This is a genomic window from Calditrichota bacterium (assembly GCA_013152715.1).
GTDB lineage: Bacteria > Zhuqueibacterota > Zhuqueibacteria > Thermofontimicrobiales > Thermofontimicrobiaceae > 4484-87.
The window spans coordinates 52,059-66,113 of the sequence record JAADFU010000087.1; the positions used below are offsets into that span (position 1 = coordinate 52,059).

At 44.0% G+C, this 14,055-nt stretch carries 19 protein-coding genes; all 19 read left to right on the forward strand.

Annotated elements, in window-relative coordinates:
• The 19 genes from GXO74_06710 to gnd all read left to right on the forward strand — a co-directional run bounded on the left by GXO74_06710 (window position 1) and on the right by gnd (window position 14,041).
• The gene (locus GXO74_06710) at window positions 1–498 is read left to right on the forward strand and encodes a ferritin family protein (protein NOZ61356.1); all 498 of its coding nucleotides are present in this window, start codon (window positions 1–3) and stop codon (window positions 496–498) included.
• Window positions 499–579: 81 nt separating this feature from the next.
• On the forward strand, window positions 580–1,086 hold the full coding sequence (locus GXO74_06715; GenBank protein ID NOZ61357.1) for a rubrerythrin family protein: 507 nt from the start codon (window positions 580–582) through the stop codon (window positions 1,084–1,086).
• Between the two features lie 90 nt (window positions 1,087–1,176).
• On the forward strand, window positions 1,177–1,665 hold the full coding sequence (locus GXO74_06720; GenBank protein NOZ61358.1) for a ferritin: 489 nt from the start codon (window positions 1,177–1,179) through the stop codon (window positions 1,663–1,665).
• A 245-nt stretch (window positions 1,666–1,910) separates the two neighbouring features.
• Entirely contained in the window at window positions 1,911–2,597 is a 687-nt protein-coding gene (locus tag GXO74_06725) for a Crp/Fnr family transcriptional regulator (GenBank protein NOZ61359.1), read from the forward strand.
• A 586-nt stretch (window positions 2,598–3,183) separates the two neighbouring features.
• Complete coding sequence (locus GXO74_06730) at window positions 3,184–3,900, forward strand: hypothetical protein (GenBank protein NOZ61360.1); 717 nt, start codon at window positions 3,184–3,186, stop codon at window positions 3,898–3,900.
• 97 nt (window positions 3,901–3,997) lie between these two features.
• On the forward strand, window positions 3,998–4,276 hold the full coding sequence (locus GXO74_06735) for a hypothetical protein (protein ID NOZ61361.1): 279 nt from the start codon (window positions 3,998–4,000) through the stop codon (window positions 4,274–4,276).
• Window positions 4,277–4,317: 41 nt separating this feature from the next.
• Window positions 4,318–4,572 carry a hypothetical protein gene (locus GXO74_06740; GenBank protein ID NOZ61362.1) on the forward strand — a complete coding sequence of 85 codons (255 nt, stop codon included), beginning with the start codon at window positions 4,318–4,320 and terminating at the stop codon, window positions 4,570–4,572.
• 19 nt (window positions 4,573–4,591) lie between these two features.
• Complete coding sequence (locus tag GXO74_06745; GenBank protein NOZ61363.1) at window positions 4,592–5,266, forward strand: glycosyltransferase family 2 protein; 675 nt, start codon at window positions 4,592–4,594, stop codon at window positions 5,264–5,266.
• 73 nt (window positions 5,267–5,339) lie between these two features.
• The gene (locus tag GXO74_06750; GenBank protein ID NOZ61364.1) at window positions 5,340–6,347 is read left to right on the forward strand and encodes an aminoglycoside phosphotransferase family protein; all 1,008 of its coding nucleotides are present in this window, start codon (window positions 5,340–5,342) and stop codon (window positions 6,345–6,347) included.
• Window positions 6,348–6,429: 82 nt separating this feature from the next.
• Window positions 6,430–7,254, forward strand: coding sequence for a DUF547 domain-containing protein (locus GXO74_06755; protein ID NOZ61365.1), 825 nt, complete (start codon window positions 6,430–6,432; stop codon window positions 7,252–7,254).
• The gene (locus GXO74_06760; protein ID NOZ61366.1) at window positions 7,241–7,966 is read left to right on the forward strand and encodes a glycosyltransferase; all 726 of its coding nucleotides are present in this window, start codon (window positions 7,241–7,243) and stop codon (window positions 7,964–7,966) included. The genes GXO74_06755 and GXO74_06760 overlap by 14 nt, the downstream gene beginning before the upstream one ends.
• Window positions 7,956–8,105 (forward strand): DUF3179 domain-containing protein, encoded by a 150-nt coding sequence (locus GXO74_06765; protein ID NOZ61367.1) that lies wholly within the window; start codon window positions 7,956–7,958, stop codon window positions 8,103–8,105. Before GXO74_06760 ends, GXO74_06765 begins: the two co-directional genes overlap by 11 nt.
• A gap of 80 nt (window positions 8,106–8,185) precedes the next feature.
• Window positions 8,186–8,899: a TVP38/TMEM64 family protein gene (locus GXO74_06770; GenBank protein ID NOZ61368.1), complete on the forward strand. Its 714-nt coding sequence runs from the start codon at window positions 8,186–8,188 to the stop codon at window positions 8,897–8,899.
• Between the two features lie 15 nt (window positions 8,900–8,914).
• A complete protein-coding gene (locus GXO74_06775; protein ID NOZ61369.1) occupies window positions 8,915–9,226 on the forward strand; it encodes a hypothetical protein in 312 nt (103 codons plus the stop codon).
• 90 nt (window positions 9,227–9,316) lie between these two features.
• Window positions 9,317–10,756, forward strand: a complete 1,440-nt coding sequence (locus tag GXO74_06780; GenBank protein ID NOZ61370.1) for an FAD-dependent oxidoreductase — start codon at window positions 9,317–9,319, stop codon at window positions 10,754–10,756.
• A gap of 39 nt (window positions 10,757–10,795) precedes the next feature.
• Complete coding sequence (locus GXO74_06785; GenBank protein ID NOZ61371.1) at window positions 10,796–11,653, forward strand: sulfite exporter TauE/SafE family protein; 858 nt, start codon at window positions 10,796–10,798, stop codon at window positions 11,651–11,653.
• Window positions 11,650–12,393, forward strand: coding sequence for an HAD family phosphatase (locus GXO74_06790; protein ID NOZ61372.1), 744 nt, complete (start codon window positions 11,650–11,652; stop codon window positions 12,391–12,393). The genes GXO74_06785 and GXO74_06790 overlap by 4 nt, the downstream gene beginning before the upstream one ends.
• Window positions 12,386–13,108 (forward strand): ribose 5-phosphate isomerase A, encoded by a 723-nt coding sequence (gene rpiA / locus GXO74_06795; protein NOZ61373.1) that lies wholly within the window; start codon window positions 12,386–12,388, stop codon window positions 13,106–13,108. Before GXO74_06790 ends, rpiA begins: the two co-directional genes overlap by 8 nt.
• Before the next feature lie 21 nt (window positions 13,109–13,129).
• Window positions 13,130–14,041 (forward strand): decarboxylating 6-phosphogluconate dehydrogenase, encoded by a 912-nt coding sequence (gene gnd / locus GXO74_06800; protein ID NOZ61374.1) that lies wholly within the window; start codon window positions 13,130–13,132, stop codon window positions 14,039–14,041.
• The last annotated feature ends 14 nt before the right edge of the window (window positions 14,042–14,055 follow it).

A 14,055-nucleotide genomic window follows, 5' to 3' on the forward strand; every position in this document is an offset into this window, starting at 1 on the left:
ATGAGTGAAAATATGATCGACATACTGAAAGGTGCTATTTTGCTGGAGATTAATGGCAAAACATTTTATGAATCAGTAGCAAAACAAACCGGAAGCGAGAGCGTCAAAGATATTTTTGATACGATGGCCGCTGAAGAGCAAAAGCACATTGCCATTCTTTCTGATCATTACACCAAACTTGTCAAAAACGGAACCATTGAACCAAAAAAATATCAGGACACGCCGGATAGCGCGAGCTCAGCAGTGCTCATTGAGAAAATTTGCAATGAGATTAGCGGCGCTGATTTTGAAGCGGCGGCGATTTCCGCGGCAATGGCGATGGAAGAGAAAGCCGTCCAATATTACAGTGAGCGAGCCGAGACATCTAACGACGAAAATGAAGTTGCTCTTTTCCGTTGGCTGGCGAATTGGGAACGGACTCATTTGCAGTTTTTGAGCGATCTCGATCGCGAACTTAAAGAGCAAATCTGGAGCAATAATCAATTTTGGCCGATGTGATCCCTCGATGGCAACTGGAATTATTTTTGAAAAATTTAATTTTTTATTACAACTAATGACAAAACTTATTGGAGGATTGTTATGAAAAAAATGACTGAAAAATCATTGAGCGAAGCGTTTGCCGGCGAATCCATGGCGCACATGAAATACACGATTTTCGCCGAAGTCGCCCGAAAAGATGGCTACCCCAACATCGCTAAGTTGTTCGAAGCCATTGCTTATGCAGAGTTTGTCCATGCGAAGAATCATGCGAAAAATTTGGGCTACGTCAAGGGCACAATTGAAAATTTGCAAACAGGAATCGACGGCGAAAATTTTGAGGTAGAGGAGATGTATCCGGCTTACGATGCCATTGCCAAATTGCAAGGTGAAAAAGATGCTGAAAGATCCATCCGCTACGCCGTAGAAGCGGAGAAAATTCACTCCAAATTTTATCAGGATGCCAAAGAATCAGCGAAAAAAGACAAAGACATGGATGTCCAATCTGTGTACGTCTGCCCGATTTGCGGCTACACCCATATCGACGATGACGTGCCTGACAACTGCCCTGTTTGTGGCGTGTCCAGCGACAAATTTGTTAAGTTTTAATGCGCTGATTAGCGAATCTTTTTTTGATTTGGCTAATCAAATTGATTAGGTAAATAACGAAATTTAACGGTTAATTGAAGAGGTAGATTTATGATTAGTGAAAAAATGGTCAAAGCGATCAATGAGCAGATAAAGCATGAATTGGAATCATCCTATCTTTATTTGTCAATGGCGGCTTATTTCCATGACGAAAGTTACGACGGAATGGCGAAGTGGATGAAATCTCAGGCGCAGGAAGAACTCGGACATGCGATGAAATTTTTCCAGCATTTGCAGGAGCGAGACGGCAGAATCGAATTGTTCGAACTGGCCCGGCCACAAAAAGAGTGGAAATCTCCCAAGGAAGCTTTCAAGGCGGCGTACGAACATGAAAAATTTATCACCCGAAAAATTCATGATCTGGCTGCATTAGCGGAGAGCGAAAAAGACTATGCCTCGTCTATCATGTTGCAATGGTTTATCACCGAGCAGGTGGAAGAAGAAGCCAACGCTTCTCAGGTCGTTCAATGGTTCGAAAGAATGGGCGACACTGGGCACGGCATGGTGATGCTCGATGTACAATTGGGAAAACGTGAATAACAACTGTAAAAATGAAAACGTACAATAACAAAATATCCTCGACACTCATCGGGGATATTTTGTTTATGGCTCTGAAGTAACTGAGTTTGAGGGAAGTCATTAAGTGCTCAGATCAGAGGGATAATTAAAAAAAGAAAAAAATTTTTCTGAAAGTTTTTGAAATTTCAAAGAGTGCAGGAGTGAGTGAAAAAATTTTGTCCAAAGTTAAGGTATTTCGCTCTGTGAGGATAAAATAGGGAGGGATTATGGAACACGAACGCATTTGGTATTTAAAAAAATTTAATCTTCTGCAATCTCTGAACCAGCAAGAAATGGAATCGCTCAGCAATATAGTCATCGATACACTGGTAAAGAAGAAGCAACCGGTTTATTTGGCAGGCGACCCCAACGAGTCGCTTTATTTTTTGAAAAAGGGAAGAGTGAAAGTTTCGCGCATCGACGAGTCAGGAAAAGAATACACGATAATTTTGCTGGAGCCTGGGGAGATTTTTGGTGAATTGGGTTTATTCAATGAAACGCCGCGAGAGACTACGGCGGTAGCTATGGAAGACAGCTTGATTTGTACCATGCGACGTCGGGATTTTGAGGATTTGCTGCAAAATAAACCGGAACTATCTCTCCGATTGAATAAATTGATTGGTTTCCGTTTTCGCCAAATTGAAAACAGGTTGGAAGAGTTGCTGTTCCGCGATGTGCCTTCGCGGCTGGCGCGGCTCTTGCTCAGGTTAGCGGAAAAACATTTGCTGGAAACCAAACATGGGGAACGGATTAATATCAAGCTTACTCAGCAGGAATTGGCGAATCTAATAGGGGCGACACGAGAAATGACCAGTTCAGTGCTCAATAATTTTAAAAAATTGGGCTATATCAATTTCGAATCGAAATATATTTACCTTACAAATCGAAAAGCGTTGCAAAAAATTGCGAGGTGACAGTTTTCTATCAAAAAAAAATTTTGCCGATTTTCCGGAAATTGCAAATATGGAATTAAACTCAGTGAGATTAAGTCATTCTTAATGAACTGTTGTCGGAAAGGTTAATGATATTAAAAATCAATTAATTACATCGAAAAAATTACAGCGAGACATCTCCTTTGAATGTACAACCAATGGCAATTTTCCAAACGTCAACGAAAAAATGCTTTTTATCATTCCGAAAATAAACCTTCAATTTGGCTTTATCCATTTTTCACAGGAATAGTGACGGCAGCGGTACAAATTTTGCATTAGATAAAATGCGTGAATCGCTATGCCCGTTTTTTAACCGTTTTTTTGCATTTGGAAACGTTGAATGTTGCATTCTTCAATTAAAAATACGATAATGTAATTGAAGAATATCGCGGATTTTGAGAAATCTGGGGGCAAGTTTATATTAAACAAGCAGAGAAATGAGATTTGTTATCAGCGAAGAAAATCAAAAAAAAGAGACTCCAGATGAAATAGCGCTTGAAATGGGGCGTTATTTTTAATATTATGAGTAAAGCTTCCGCTCTGAATTCAAAAAAAATACGAGGCATCCATGTCCGACGTCATAGCATTCCGCTACCGATTCACATTTGAAGATGATTCAGAAAAACGGTTCACCATTTTATTAGACGCCCAGACTCTCGATTACATCCCGTCTTCGCCGCAGAAAGAGCTTCCGGCCTGGACCAAGCTCCAATTCTCACAATGCGAGAATTGCCCGCTGAAGCCAGAAGTTCAGCCACGATGCCCCATCGCTGTCAGTATTGTCGATCTGTTTGAATTTTTCAAGTCGGTGGATTCTTACGATGAAGCCGGAGTCGAAATTGAGACTCCGCAACGCACTTACTTTAAAATGACAACGGTGCAGCGCGGTCTGGGGTCCATGCTGGGAATTTTTATGGTAACGAGCGGTTGCCCGGTCATGGAAGTCCTCAAACCGATGGTTCGTTTTCATCTGCCTTTTGCTTCTATTGACGAGACTGTGTTTCGTTCCGTCGGTTCTTATCTCATCGGCCAGTATTTTCTGGAAAAAAGCGGACGCAAAGGAGATTTCGAGTTGCGAGAATTACGCACATTGTATTTGGAAATTCAAAAAGTGAATAGCGGCATTGTTCGTCGTTTGCGCCCGGCAATCATGAAGGACGCGCTGGCGAACGCTGTAATTTCGTTAGATGCCTTTGCCAAAGAACTACCCTGGTCTATTGAGGACGATTTGGAAGAATTGCAGCATCTCTACACCGGATATTTTCAAGGATTATTTCCGTTTTAAAAATAAAAAGTTAAATCCAGTACAGTTATTCTCGCCATTTTTGTCAATCCGCTTCCGACTTTTCAGCTTTCTCAGTAAGTCACCGTCTTGATTTGAAATGAACCCGCCAATTATTTCTCAGATGACAAAGTTCATTACTTTCAATCAGCCGGAAGACAAGCTACGCGTGACAACTATTGTCAATTTTGTGAACTGGTTTACAGATATTTTCGTCGGAATTGTTTATCTTTTGAAAGATAAAATTGAAGTCGGCTATCAAAGCGCAGATGGGTCGATTTTAATAGATTTGAGAATAAGCAAATCCGTGCAAAAAATATTGTTGCTTTTTCGGGCGAATTTCACTATTTTAAGCGACAGTTCGTTCCTTGACGATTAATTTTGCCATTGCGGATGGAAGCTGCTAATATTGAGGAAGCAATGACTATTGAGCTAATTATTGATAAAAATTGTATTTCGTTTAAAATCATGACGGAGATAGAAAAAAGATTGTCAAAGGAACTGGATGTGAAAATCAAGCGAGTCTCACCGGCGAAAATATCTGGTTCGCTTAAGCAATTACCAATAACCATAATCCCGGCGTGGGTTGTGGACGGAGAATTGTTGCATATTCATCCCATGAATTACCACGCGCTGAAGGAAAATATCCAGCGGAAACTTTCTTCGCCTATTTGATCGCAGGAGAGAACTAATATTGAAAATATCGGTGGTCATCCCCACGCTCAACGAAGCTAAAAATATACGGTCGCTACTCGCATATTTGAAAAATCTGGATTCTGATCTTGATCTCATCGTCGCCGACGCGGACAGCCATGACGGGACTGCCGAATTAGCCGCGCCGCTGGCAAAAGTCGTTCCTTCACAACGGCGGGGGAGAGGTGCGCAAATGAATGCGGGCGCAAAAAGGGCAAATGGAGATATTTTCTGGTTCATCCACGCAGACTGTTTTCCTCATCCGGATTCAGTGGCGGCACTGAAAAAGATTCTTTCTGATCCCGAAGTTGTCGGCGGCGCTTTCGAGTACAGCCTGGACGCCGACGGCTGGTTTTTTCGTTTCGCGGAGTTTGTGTCTAATCACAAGAATCACGTTTTGCAGACTTTTTACGGCGATATGGGCATTTTCGTGCGGCGGAATGTTTTCCAACGCATGGGCGGCTACAAAGAAATTCCGCTAATGGAAGACATGGATTTTTGTACTCGGTTAAAAAAAGAAGGGAAAATCGCCATTTTGCCCCTGCGCATCCGCACATCAGCGAGACGCTGGATCGAGGAAGGAATAATCAAAAACCTTGTGCGCAATTGGATGCTGCAAATTGCCTGGAAATTAGGCGCGTCGGCGGAATCGCTGGCGAAATGGTATAAGTTTTAGAGTTCAGAGATCGGAGTTTTCAGTTGACTAAAAAGCTGAAACTCGAAACCGATTTTATCAGCGGAGAAATGCAATGTCCCACTCTTTTTTGTCAATCGCGAAAAAATATTTGGAAATCTCACGGGTTCAGGAAATAATGGGCGTCAGTGACGCGCGCGAAATTGCGGTGGAATTTCTGGCGCAGGGGGAATACAACGTCAATTTCCTGCTCAAATCGCCGGGAAAAAAAACCGTGTTGCGGCTGAACACCGGTAGTCAGATGCATTTGAAAAATCAGATTCGCTACGAGTTTGAGACGCTGAAATTGCTCGAACAAACCGGCGTCACGGCGAAACCTTATTTTTGCGATGATTCGTTTGCATTATCTCCTTTCGGTATGTTGCTGATGGAATTTGTACCCGGACGATGGCTGGAATACGAGAAAGATTACCTGAAAGCCGTGGATGTGTTTGCCAGAATTCATCAGATCGGCTATTCGGAAAATAGCCCGCTCATCGTCGCGGACCAGCCGGCGCGGGAAATTTTTCGCGAGTGTCAGAGTATGGCGACGGTTTATTTGCACAGTCCACTTGGCGATTTGAAAATCAAAAAATTATTGCGAGATGTTTTTGGTTCTGTGCAGAAGATTATTGACGAATATCATGAACCAGTGCCTTGGCAAAGATTAGCGCTCACGAATACCGAAGTGAATTCGAGTAATTTTTTGATCGATGACAATTCGGGACAAATCAAATTGGTGGATTGGGAAAAGGCGCTGTTTTCCATTCCGGCGCAGGATTTGAGCCATTTTCTTGTGCCCACGACGACATTCTGGAAGACCAATTTTCGTTTTTCAGCGGAACAGATTGAAAAATTTTTAAAAAAGTATGCTGAAATGAGCGGCGCGGATTATCGTGAATTGCGCCGTGAGGTCGATGTCTTTTGGTATTTGACCTGTTTGCGCGGCGTGAGTTGGTGCAGCATGGCGTTTGTGGAGTATCTTCAGCCGGACAGATTTTTGAAAAATGATTTCGCTTTTCAAAAAATTAAAATTTATGTGACAGAAAAATTCATCAAAGAGATTTTTTTGCCCATTTTGTGAAGCAGGTTACAGTTTTCGCGGTGGGATTTAGTTATCTTTGAGCAGCAATAGAAAAAAAGAATTCTCAACATTCGGAGAGAAAATGAAAAAACGAACATTAATCATGGGAATCATGACAATGATAATGTGGAATATTATTGCTGCTGCGGAAAAATTTGATCACTCGTTGTTTGACGCCATTCTGCAAAAGTATGTTTCGCAGGGATGGGTGGATTACGCCGCACTGCAGAAAAATCACGATCCGCTCACAGAATATTTGACTAAATTGGAGCGCGTTGACGCAAACGAATTTAAAAACTGGGCGACAAATGAACAAAAAGCATTCTGGATCAACGCCTACAACGCGTTGACGCTGGAGGCGATCCTGCAAAATTATCCCATTCAATACGGCGGATTGCTCGCTCGCGCGCGTTTCCCGAAGAGCAGTATTCGCCAGATCAGAAATGTCTGGGATCGCGCCTGGCACAAAGTCATGGGAAAAGATTTGACGCTGAATCAGATTGAGCACGAAATCTTGCGCAAAAAATTTGCTGATCCGCGCATTCATTTTGTTCTGGTTTGTGCGTCTGTCGGCTGTCCCAAATTGGAAAATCGCGCGTTCCAGGCAGAAAATCTGGATCAAAGACTCGATGCCGCGGCGAAGAAATTTATTATGGATGCGGAAAAAGTGAGATTGAATAAAAACAAAAATCAACTGTTTTTGTCGTCTATTTTTGACTGGTATCGCGGGGATTTTTCCAATTATCAAAGCGAAAAACTTCAAAATGTTGATTACTCGAAAGAAGAAAAATTCGTACTGGCTTTTATTTTCAAATATTTGCCTAAATTAGATCAGGAATACATTTTAAAAAATCAACCGAAAATTAAATTTCTAAATTACGATTGGTCTTTAAATGAAAAGAAATAATGCGCTGCTAATTTTCGTCAAAGCACCTCAATCGGGCAAGGTTAAAACCCGTCTCAATCCGCCTTTGCGCGAAGAGCAGATTTTGAAATTGTACCGTGTGATGGTCGAAGAACTCGTCGACCAATTCAGGAACGTCGATTTTTGCCAGGTAAAGATATTTTGCGCTCCCCCAAGCGCGGTTGGTCAATTTAGAGATTGGCTGGGCAATGACATGGCATATTATGCGCAACAGGGCGACGATCTTGGTGAGAAAATGCACAATGCGATCAAGCAAATTCTCAAGAAAGGATTTGAAAAAGTTGTTCTCATCGGCAGCGACATTCCCACCATCGATTTGACGACGATCATTCGAGCGTTTTCGGTGTTGGAAAATTCCGACGTGACTTTAGGACCGTCCCTGGACGGTGGCTATTATTTAATCGGAATGAAGAAACCGAGAAAAGTTTTGTTCGAAAATATTATTTGGAGCACCGACAAGGTATTGCGTCAGACCATCGCACGCATTCAACAAAACGAACTTTCGCTTTCGCAAATTGAAGTGAAAAACGACATCGATACTTACGACGATCTGGTGCAGTTGTGGAAATTTTTGAAGAAAAGAAATATCAGAGAGCACTATTATTACCGGCAAAAGTTGTTCGATTTTTTGAAAACAATTTTTGAAGAACAGTTTGTTCCCACCAAACAATTGGAGGAGCAAAATGATGACTAAAAAGTTGTCGTTCTTTTTTTCTCTGCTCTGCATCAGCGGCAAATACGCGGATGTTGTGCTGGACGAAATTACGTCGTCGAAAGTGCCCTGGAGTCAGTGGAAACAGGCGCATCCGAACACGAAATTTATGAAGCCTTAATTTGTGAAAAACAATAGATTAATAAGAGAACCATTTCAAAGGTTTGAAACTTTTGAAATGGCGAAAAAAGGGAGCTTTAAATGGTAACAAATGAAAAAAAATCGAATGCAAAATGGCTGCGGCCGCTCGTTCTCGTCGGAATTGTTGTAGCGATTGTGGCGCTGTTTCGCTTCACGCCGCTGGAAGTATCTGATTTCAAACCTGAAAAAATTCGCAATTTTATTCTCCATTTTGGCATCTGGGCGCCGGTGATATTTATTTTAATCTATGCACTCCGCGGCGCGGTTTTGATTATTCCTGTCGGAATGATGTCCCTCGCCGGCGGTTTGACATTCGGTAAATGGATGGGAACTCTTTATATTTTAATTGGTGCGACTCTGGGGGCATCACTGTCATTTTTTATTGCGCGGTATTTCGGGAGAAAATTTATTGAGAATTTTGCGTGGCTACACAAGGGAAAAATCAAAAAATTTGACAGCAACATTGAAAAAAACGGCTTTCGCATGATGCTGTTCATGCGCCTGATCCCGCTTTTTCAGTACGATGCCGTGAATTTTGGCGGCGGTCTGTCGAAGATGAAGTTTCGCGACTTTTTCTGGGCCTCGTTCATCGGCATGGCGCCGGGCGGATTCATTAACGCGGTGTTGGGCAGTTCGTTGGACAATGTGATTTCGGTGCAATTTTTTGCTGCGCTGGGATTCTTCTTTCTGCTCATGTTTGTTCCGACAATCTACAAAAAATTGAAAAGCAATAAACAAACCGCAGATTTAGCGAACGAGACTGTGGGAAATTAACTTTTAGGTGAGAGAATGGTAAATGAAAATAAATCCGGGATTTGCCCGGAATGTGGCGCAGAAATCGGACCTGTTTCGATATTAAATGCGTGGGACAAATTTGGCAAATTTGCCTGTCCCGAGTGCGGGAAAACGATAAAATTTCGCAGTTGGTTTTTTGCGGCTGGTACGCTGATTGTTCTGTTCGTCGGCGCCGAGAGATTACTGCACTGGATGTTGGTTTCAAAAATATCGTTGCCGCTGAGCTTTTTCATCAGCACGATGGCGGCGCTGACAATCATGATGATTGTGCCGCGCATCTGGAAATTTAATAAAGCAGAAAAATAAAAAAGTTTTTTGACCGCAAAAACTTCAGCGCTCAAAGATAAAAATTGAAAAAATAACTTCGAGTTTTCGGAGGAAAAAAGAGAGGCTATTATGGCGAATTATGATTTTGATTTAATGGTAATCGGCGCCGGTTCCGGCGGTATCAGCGCGGCAAATCTGGGCAACCAATTGGGCAAAAAAGTGGCGTTGGTGGAAAAAGAAAAAATCGGCGGGGATTGTACCTGGTACGGCTGCGTGCCCAGCAAGGCGTTGATCAAATCCAGCGAAATCGCTCATTTTGTGAAAACAATGGAAAAATATGGTTTGCGAGCAAACGGAAATTTCGAGTTGAATACTGATAACGTCATGGCTCATGTGCGAAAAATTCGCGAGAATGTATATCAGGAAGAAAAACCTGAAGTCTTTGAAAAAATGGGCATTAAAGTTTTCATCGGCCCACCGAAATTTTTGGACAACCATCGCGTGCAAATTGGCAATGAAGTTGTTTCGGCAAATAAATTCATTATTTCCACCGGCTCAAGTCCGTTTGTTCCGCCGATCGAGGGAATAGAGAACGTGCCCTATCTCACTAATGAAAATATTTTTGAACTGGAAAAATTACCGGACTCGATGGTCGTCATCGGCGGCGGACCCATCGGCACGGAAATGGCTTCTGCCCTGAGCCGACTCGGCGTGAAAGTGACCCAGGTGGAAATGACCGATCAGATTTTGTCGCGCGAGGAACCGGAAATGGTAAAGTTTCTCGTCGATCGCATGGTTGCTGACGGCGTTACATTTTTGACGCAGTCCCGAGCTACGAAGCTGGGGAAAAAAGGAAATAAAGTGATCGTTACTGTGGTTGGGAATCACGATGGCGAAAGCAGAGAGGTCGAAACAGATGCTGTGTTGATCGCTGTCGGCAGAAGGCCCAACGTGGACGGCTTGAATTTGGAAAATGCGGGCGTCGAATTTGATCGCAAAGGCATCAAAACTGACGCTACACTGCGGACCACGGCGAAAAATATTTACGCCTGCGGAGATGTCATCGGCTCGTATCAGTTCAGTCACATCGCTGAATATCACGCCGGAATTGCTGTTCCCAATGCGGTTTTGCCGTTGCCGGTCAAGAGAAAAGTTAACTACGAAAATATCGTCTGGGCGACGTTCACCGATCCGGAAGTGGCACATGCGGGGCTGACCGAATCAGAGGCACGGGAAAAATTTGGCAGGAAAATCAAAATTTACACTTTTCCCTACGATCGTGTAGATCGAGCGAAAACAGATTTGCAGACCACGGGCATGAGCAAATTTGTCGTCGGCAAAGGCGGAAAATTATTGGGGATTCACATTGTTGGCGAGCGCGCTGCGGAACTGTTGCACGAAGCGCAACTGGCAAAATCGTTGAAGATTCCCTTTCACAAAATCCAGAAAATGATTCACATTTATCCCACTTACGGCGACGTGGTGAAACGACCGTCGGTTCAGGCATTTGCCGCAAGAATTACTGAAAATCCGGTAGTGAAATTTGTGAGAAAAATTGCCGGAAAATGATTCGGAAAAGCCATTTTGGCGAACTGAAAGGCTGAATAGATGACGTTTGAATATTGGTACGTATTTCCTGTTTCAATTTTATTCGCGACAATTGCCATGGCGTCCGGTGTCGGCGGCGCAACATTTTTTTCGCCGTTTTTCATGCTGGGTCTGGGTTTGTCTCCGGAAATTGCCATCGGTACCGGTCTCATCACTGAGGTTTTTGGGTTTGCCAGCGGTCTGTACGCTTACGCTTACAAAAAATTGATCGATTACAAATTAGGACTGGCGCTGCTGATGGTGACTGTGCCCATGGCGTTGGTTGGCACTTGGGCTGCCAGCGCGATTGAACCGGATATTTTGAAAGCAATTTTAGGTGTCGGACTTTTTGGCGTGGCTGCCAGTTTTCTCAAATCCCCGGATGCGCACGAAATCGAGCGGCTGGACAAATTGATCACAGTTGATTTTGGAGAACAAAAGGCGGAGACCTGTCTCGTTACCCGCAAGAACGAAAAAATCTGTTACACGGTGTGCAACAAAACGCAGGGGCGGATGATTTCCGGCATCGGCGGCTTGTTTGTAGGAATGATTTCCACCGGACTGGGCGAACTGAACAGTTATTTTCTTTTGCAGCGCTGCCGCGTGCCCAGCGCGGTGTCCGTGGCGACCAGCGTTTTTGTTGTGGCAATTACTGCGCTGTCGGCGTCAATCGGTCATTTTTACAAATTTACCACGCTCGGCGCTCCGACGCTGAACATTGTTTTGAGCGTCGTTATTTTTACTGTGCCGGGCGTCATTCTCGGGGCGCAATTAGGTTCTTTTCTTTCCAGAAAAATCCCACAAGTGGTGTTCGAAAAAGGTCTGGGAATTTTATTCATCATCGTCGCGGCGCTTACGCTGGGTGAGGTAATTTTATGATAAAAGCAATTGTCTTCGATCTCGATGGGACGCTGGTGCAGACGGAAATTTTGAAAGCACGGTCTTACGCTCGCGCTGCCGTTGATTTGTCCGAAAAAAAGATTTCTGAAGTAGAAGTGATTGAGGCGTTCAAAGACGTCGTGGGAAAATCCAGAAAAGAAGTGGCGGTGTTTCTGCTGAAGAAATTCGATCTGGAACATGCGGCAGCGGCTCAGACGGAAAGATTTGGCGTCAAAGAAGCGTGGCAGGCATTTGTTCAGGTACGAATGGAAATTTACCAGAAATTTTTAGACGAGCCGCGGGTGCTCAAAAAATATCTCTGTCCGTACAATATGCAGTTGCTTAAATTTGCCCGAAAAAGTGATTACAAAACCGGGCTGGCGACGATGTCCCATTGTGCGCAAGCAAACCGGGTATTGGATATTCTGGAAATAAAAAACTATTTTGATTTTGTCGCGACGAGAGACGATGTGGAGCAGGGAAAACCTGATCCGGAAATTTACTTACTCATGGCGCAGGAATTGGACGTTGAACCGCAAGAATGCCTGGTAATTGAGGATTCTCTGAACGGAGTGCGGGCGGCAATTTCCGCGGGCACGAGTCCGCTCGCCGTGGTGACAGATTTCACGCGAGAAGCTGTCGTCAGGAGTGGGGCTATTTCATTGGAAAATATTGTGAATGAACCAAAAAATTTGCTGCGCACGGCAAAAGATATTTTAACGGAAAAATGCGATGATTAGCGAACGACCAAAAACGAGAGATGAACTCAAGCAATTGGCGGCAATTCGGGCGCTTGATTTTGTGAAATCGGACATGGTTTTAGGCGTCGGCTCCGGTTCAACGGTATATTTTTTGCTGAAAAAACTTGGCGAAAAAATTCGCTCCGGAACTTTGTCCGCTATTTGCGCCATTCCCAGCTCGCTGCGAACGCAAAAATTGGCTGAAGAGTTTGGCGTTCCAATGACTGATTTTTTGCATCATCCGCGAATCGATCTGACAATCGACGGCGCCGATGAGGTGGATGCGGGGCTTAATTTGATAAAAGGCGGCGGCGGCGCATTGTTGCGTGAAAAGATTTTAGCGCAAAATAGCGATCGCCTTTTTATTATTGCCGATGAAACAAAGATCGTGGAAAGATTGGGTCTGAAATTTCCTTTGCCGGCCGAAGTGATTCCTTTTGCTCTGGAGCCGTCAATGTCTTTTTTGAAAAAAATGGGATTTGAACCGAACGTTCGGAAAGCCGAAAATGAAAAGTTTTTCACGACCGATCAGGGAAATTTTATCATCGATTTTTTTCTAAAAGAGAATACCGATCTTACTGAACTGGCAAAAATTTTGGCGGAACGCGCCGGAATCGTAGAGCACGGATTATTTTTACAAATGGCGGATCGGGTGATTGTCGGGACGCAGACTGGCGTTCAAATTATCGATAAATTTACCCGTGCCGTGGAATAACTTTATTTGAGAGGTAGAAAAATGAAATTAGCAATGATTGGCTTAGGAAAAATGGGCGCCAACATGGCGACGCGTTTACTGAAAGACGGACATGAAATTGTAGCTTTTGATTTGAATAAAAATGCTGTGAAAAAATTGGAAGAGATCGGTGCTGAGCCCGCTTTTCGACTTGAGGAACTGAAAGAAAAATTATCGCCGCCGCGAGTTATGTGGGTAATGGTTCCGTCCGGCGCGCCCACCGAGGCGACGATTACGCAATTAATTCAAATGATGGAAAAGGGCGATATCATCATCGACGGCGGCAATAGTAATTATCGGGATAGCAAACGCCGCGCCGAAATGGTGCAAAAAAGCGGTTTGCATTTCGTGGACGTCGGCACCAGCGGCGGAGTCTGGGGACTGAAAGAAGGTTACAGCATGATGATCGGCGGCGAGACTGAAATTGTAGAAAACTTGCGGCCTATTTTTGAAACGCTGGCTCCCGGAAAAGACACAGGTTGGGGTCATGTCGGACCCAGTGGCGCGGGTCATTTTGTGAAAATGGTACACAACGGGATCGAATACGGACTGATGCAGGCGTACGCCGAGGGGTTCGAGATTCTCAAAAAACGAGAAGAATTTAGTCTGGATTTGCATCAGATCGCTGAAATTTGGCGTTTTGGCAGCGTGATTCGGAGCTGGCTGCTCGACCTGACTGCCGAGGCGCTGAAAGAAGATCAAAATTTAAGCGACATCAAGGGTTGGGTCGCCGATAGCGGAGAAGGCCGCTGGACTGTGGCCGACGCCATCGAGTTGGACGTCCCGGCGCCGGTGATTACTCTCTCGCTGATGATGCGTTTTGTCAGTCGGCAGGATGAGAGTTTTGCCGCAAAAATACTTGCCGCCATGCGCAATCAGTTCGGCGGCCACGCAGTCAAAAAAAGTGAAAATTAACAATCGCAGTTGAG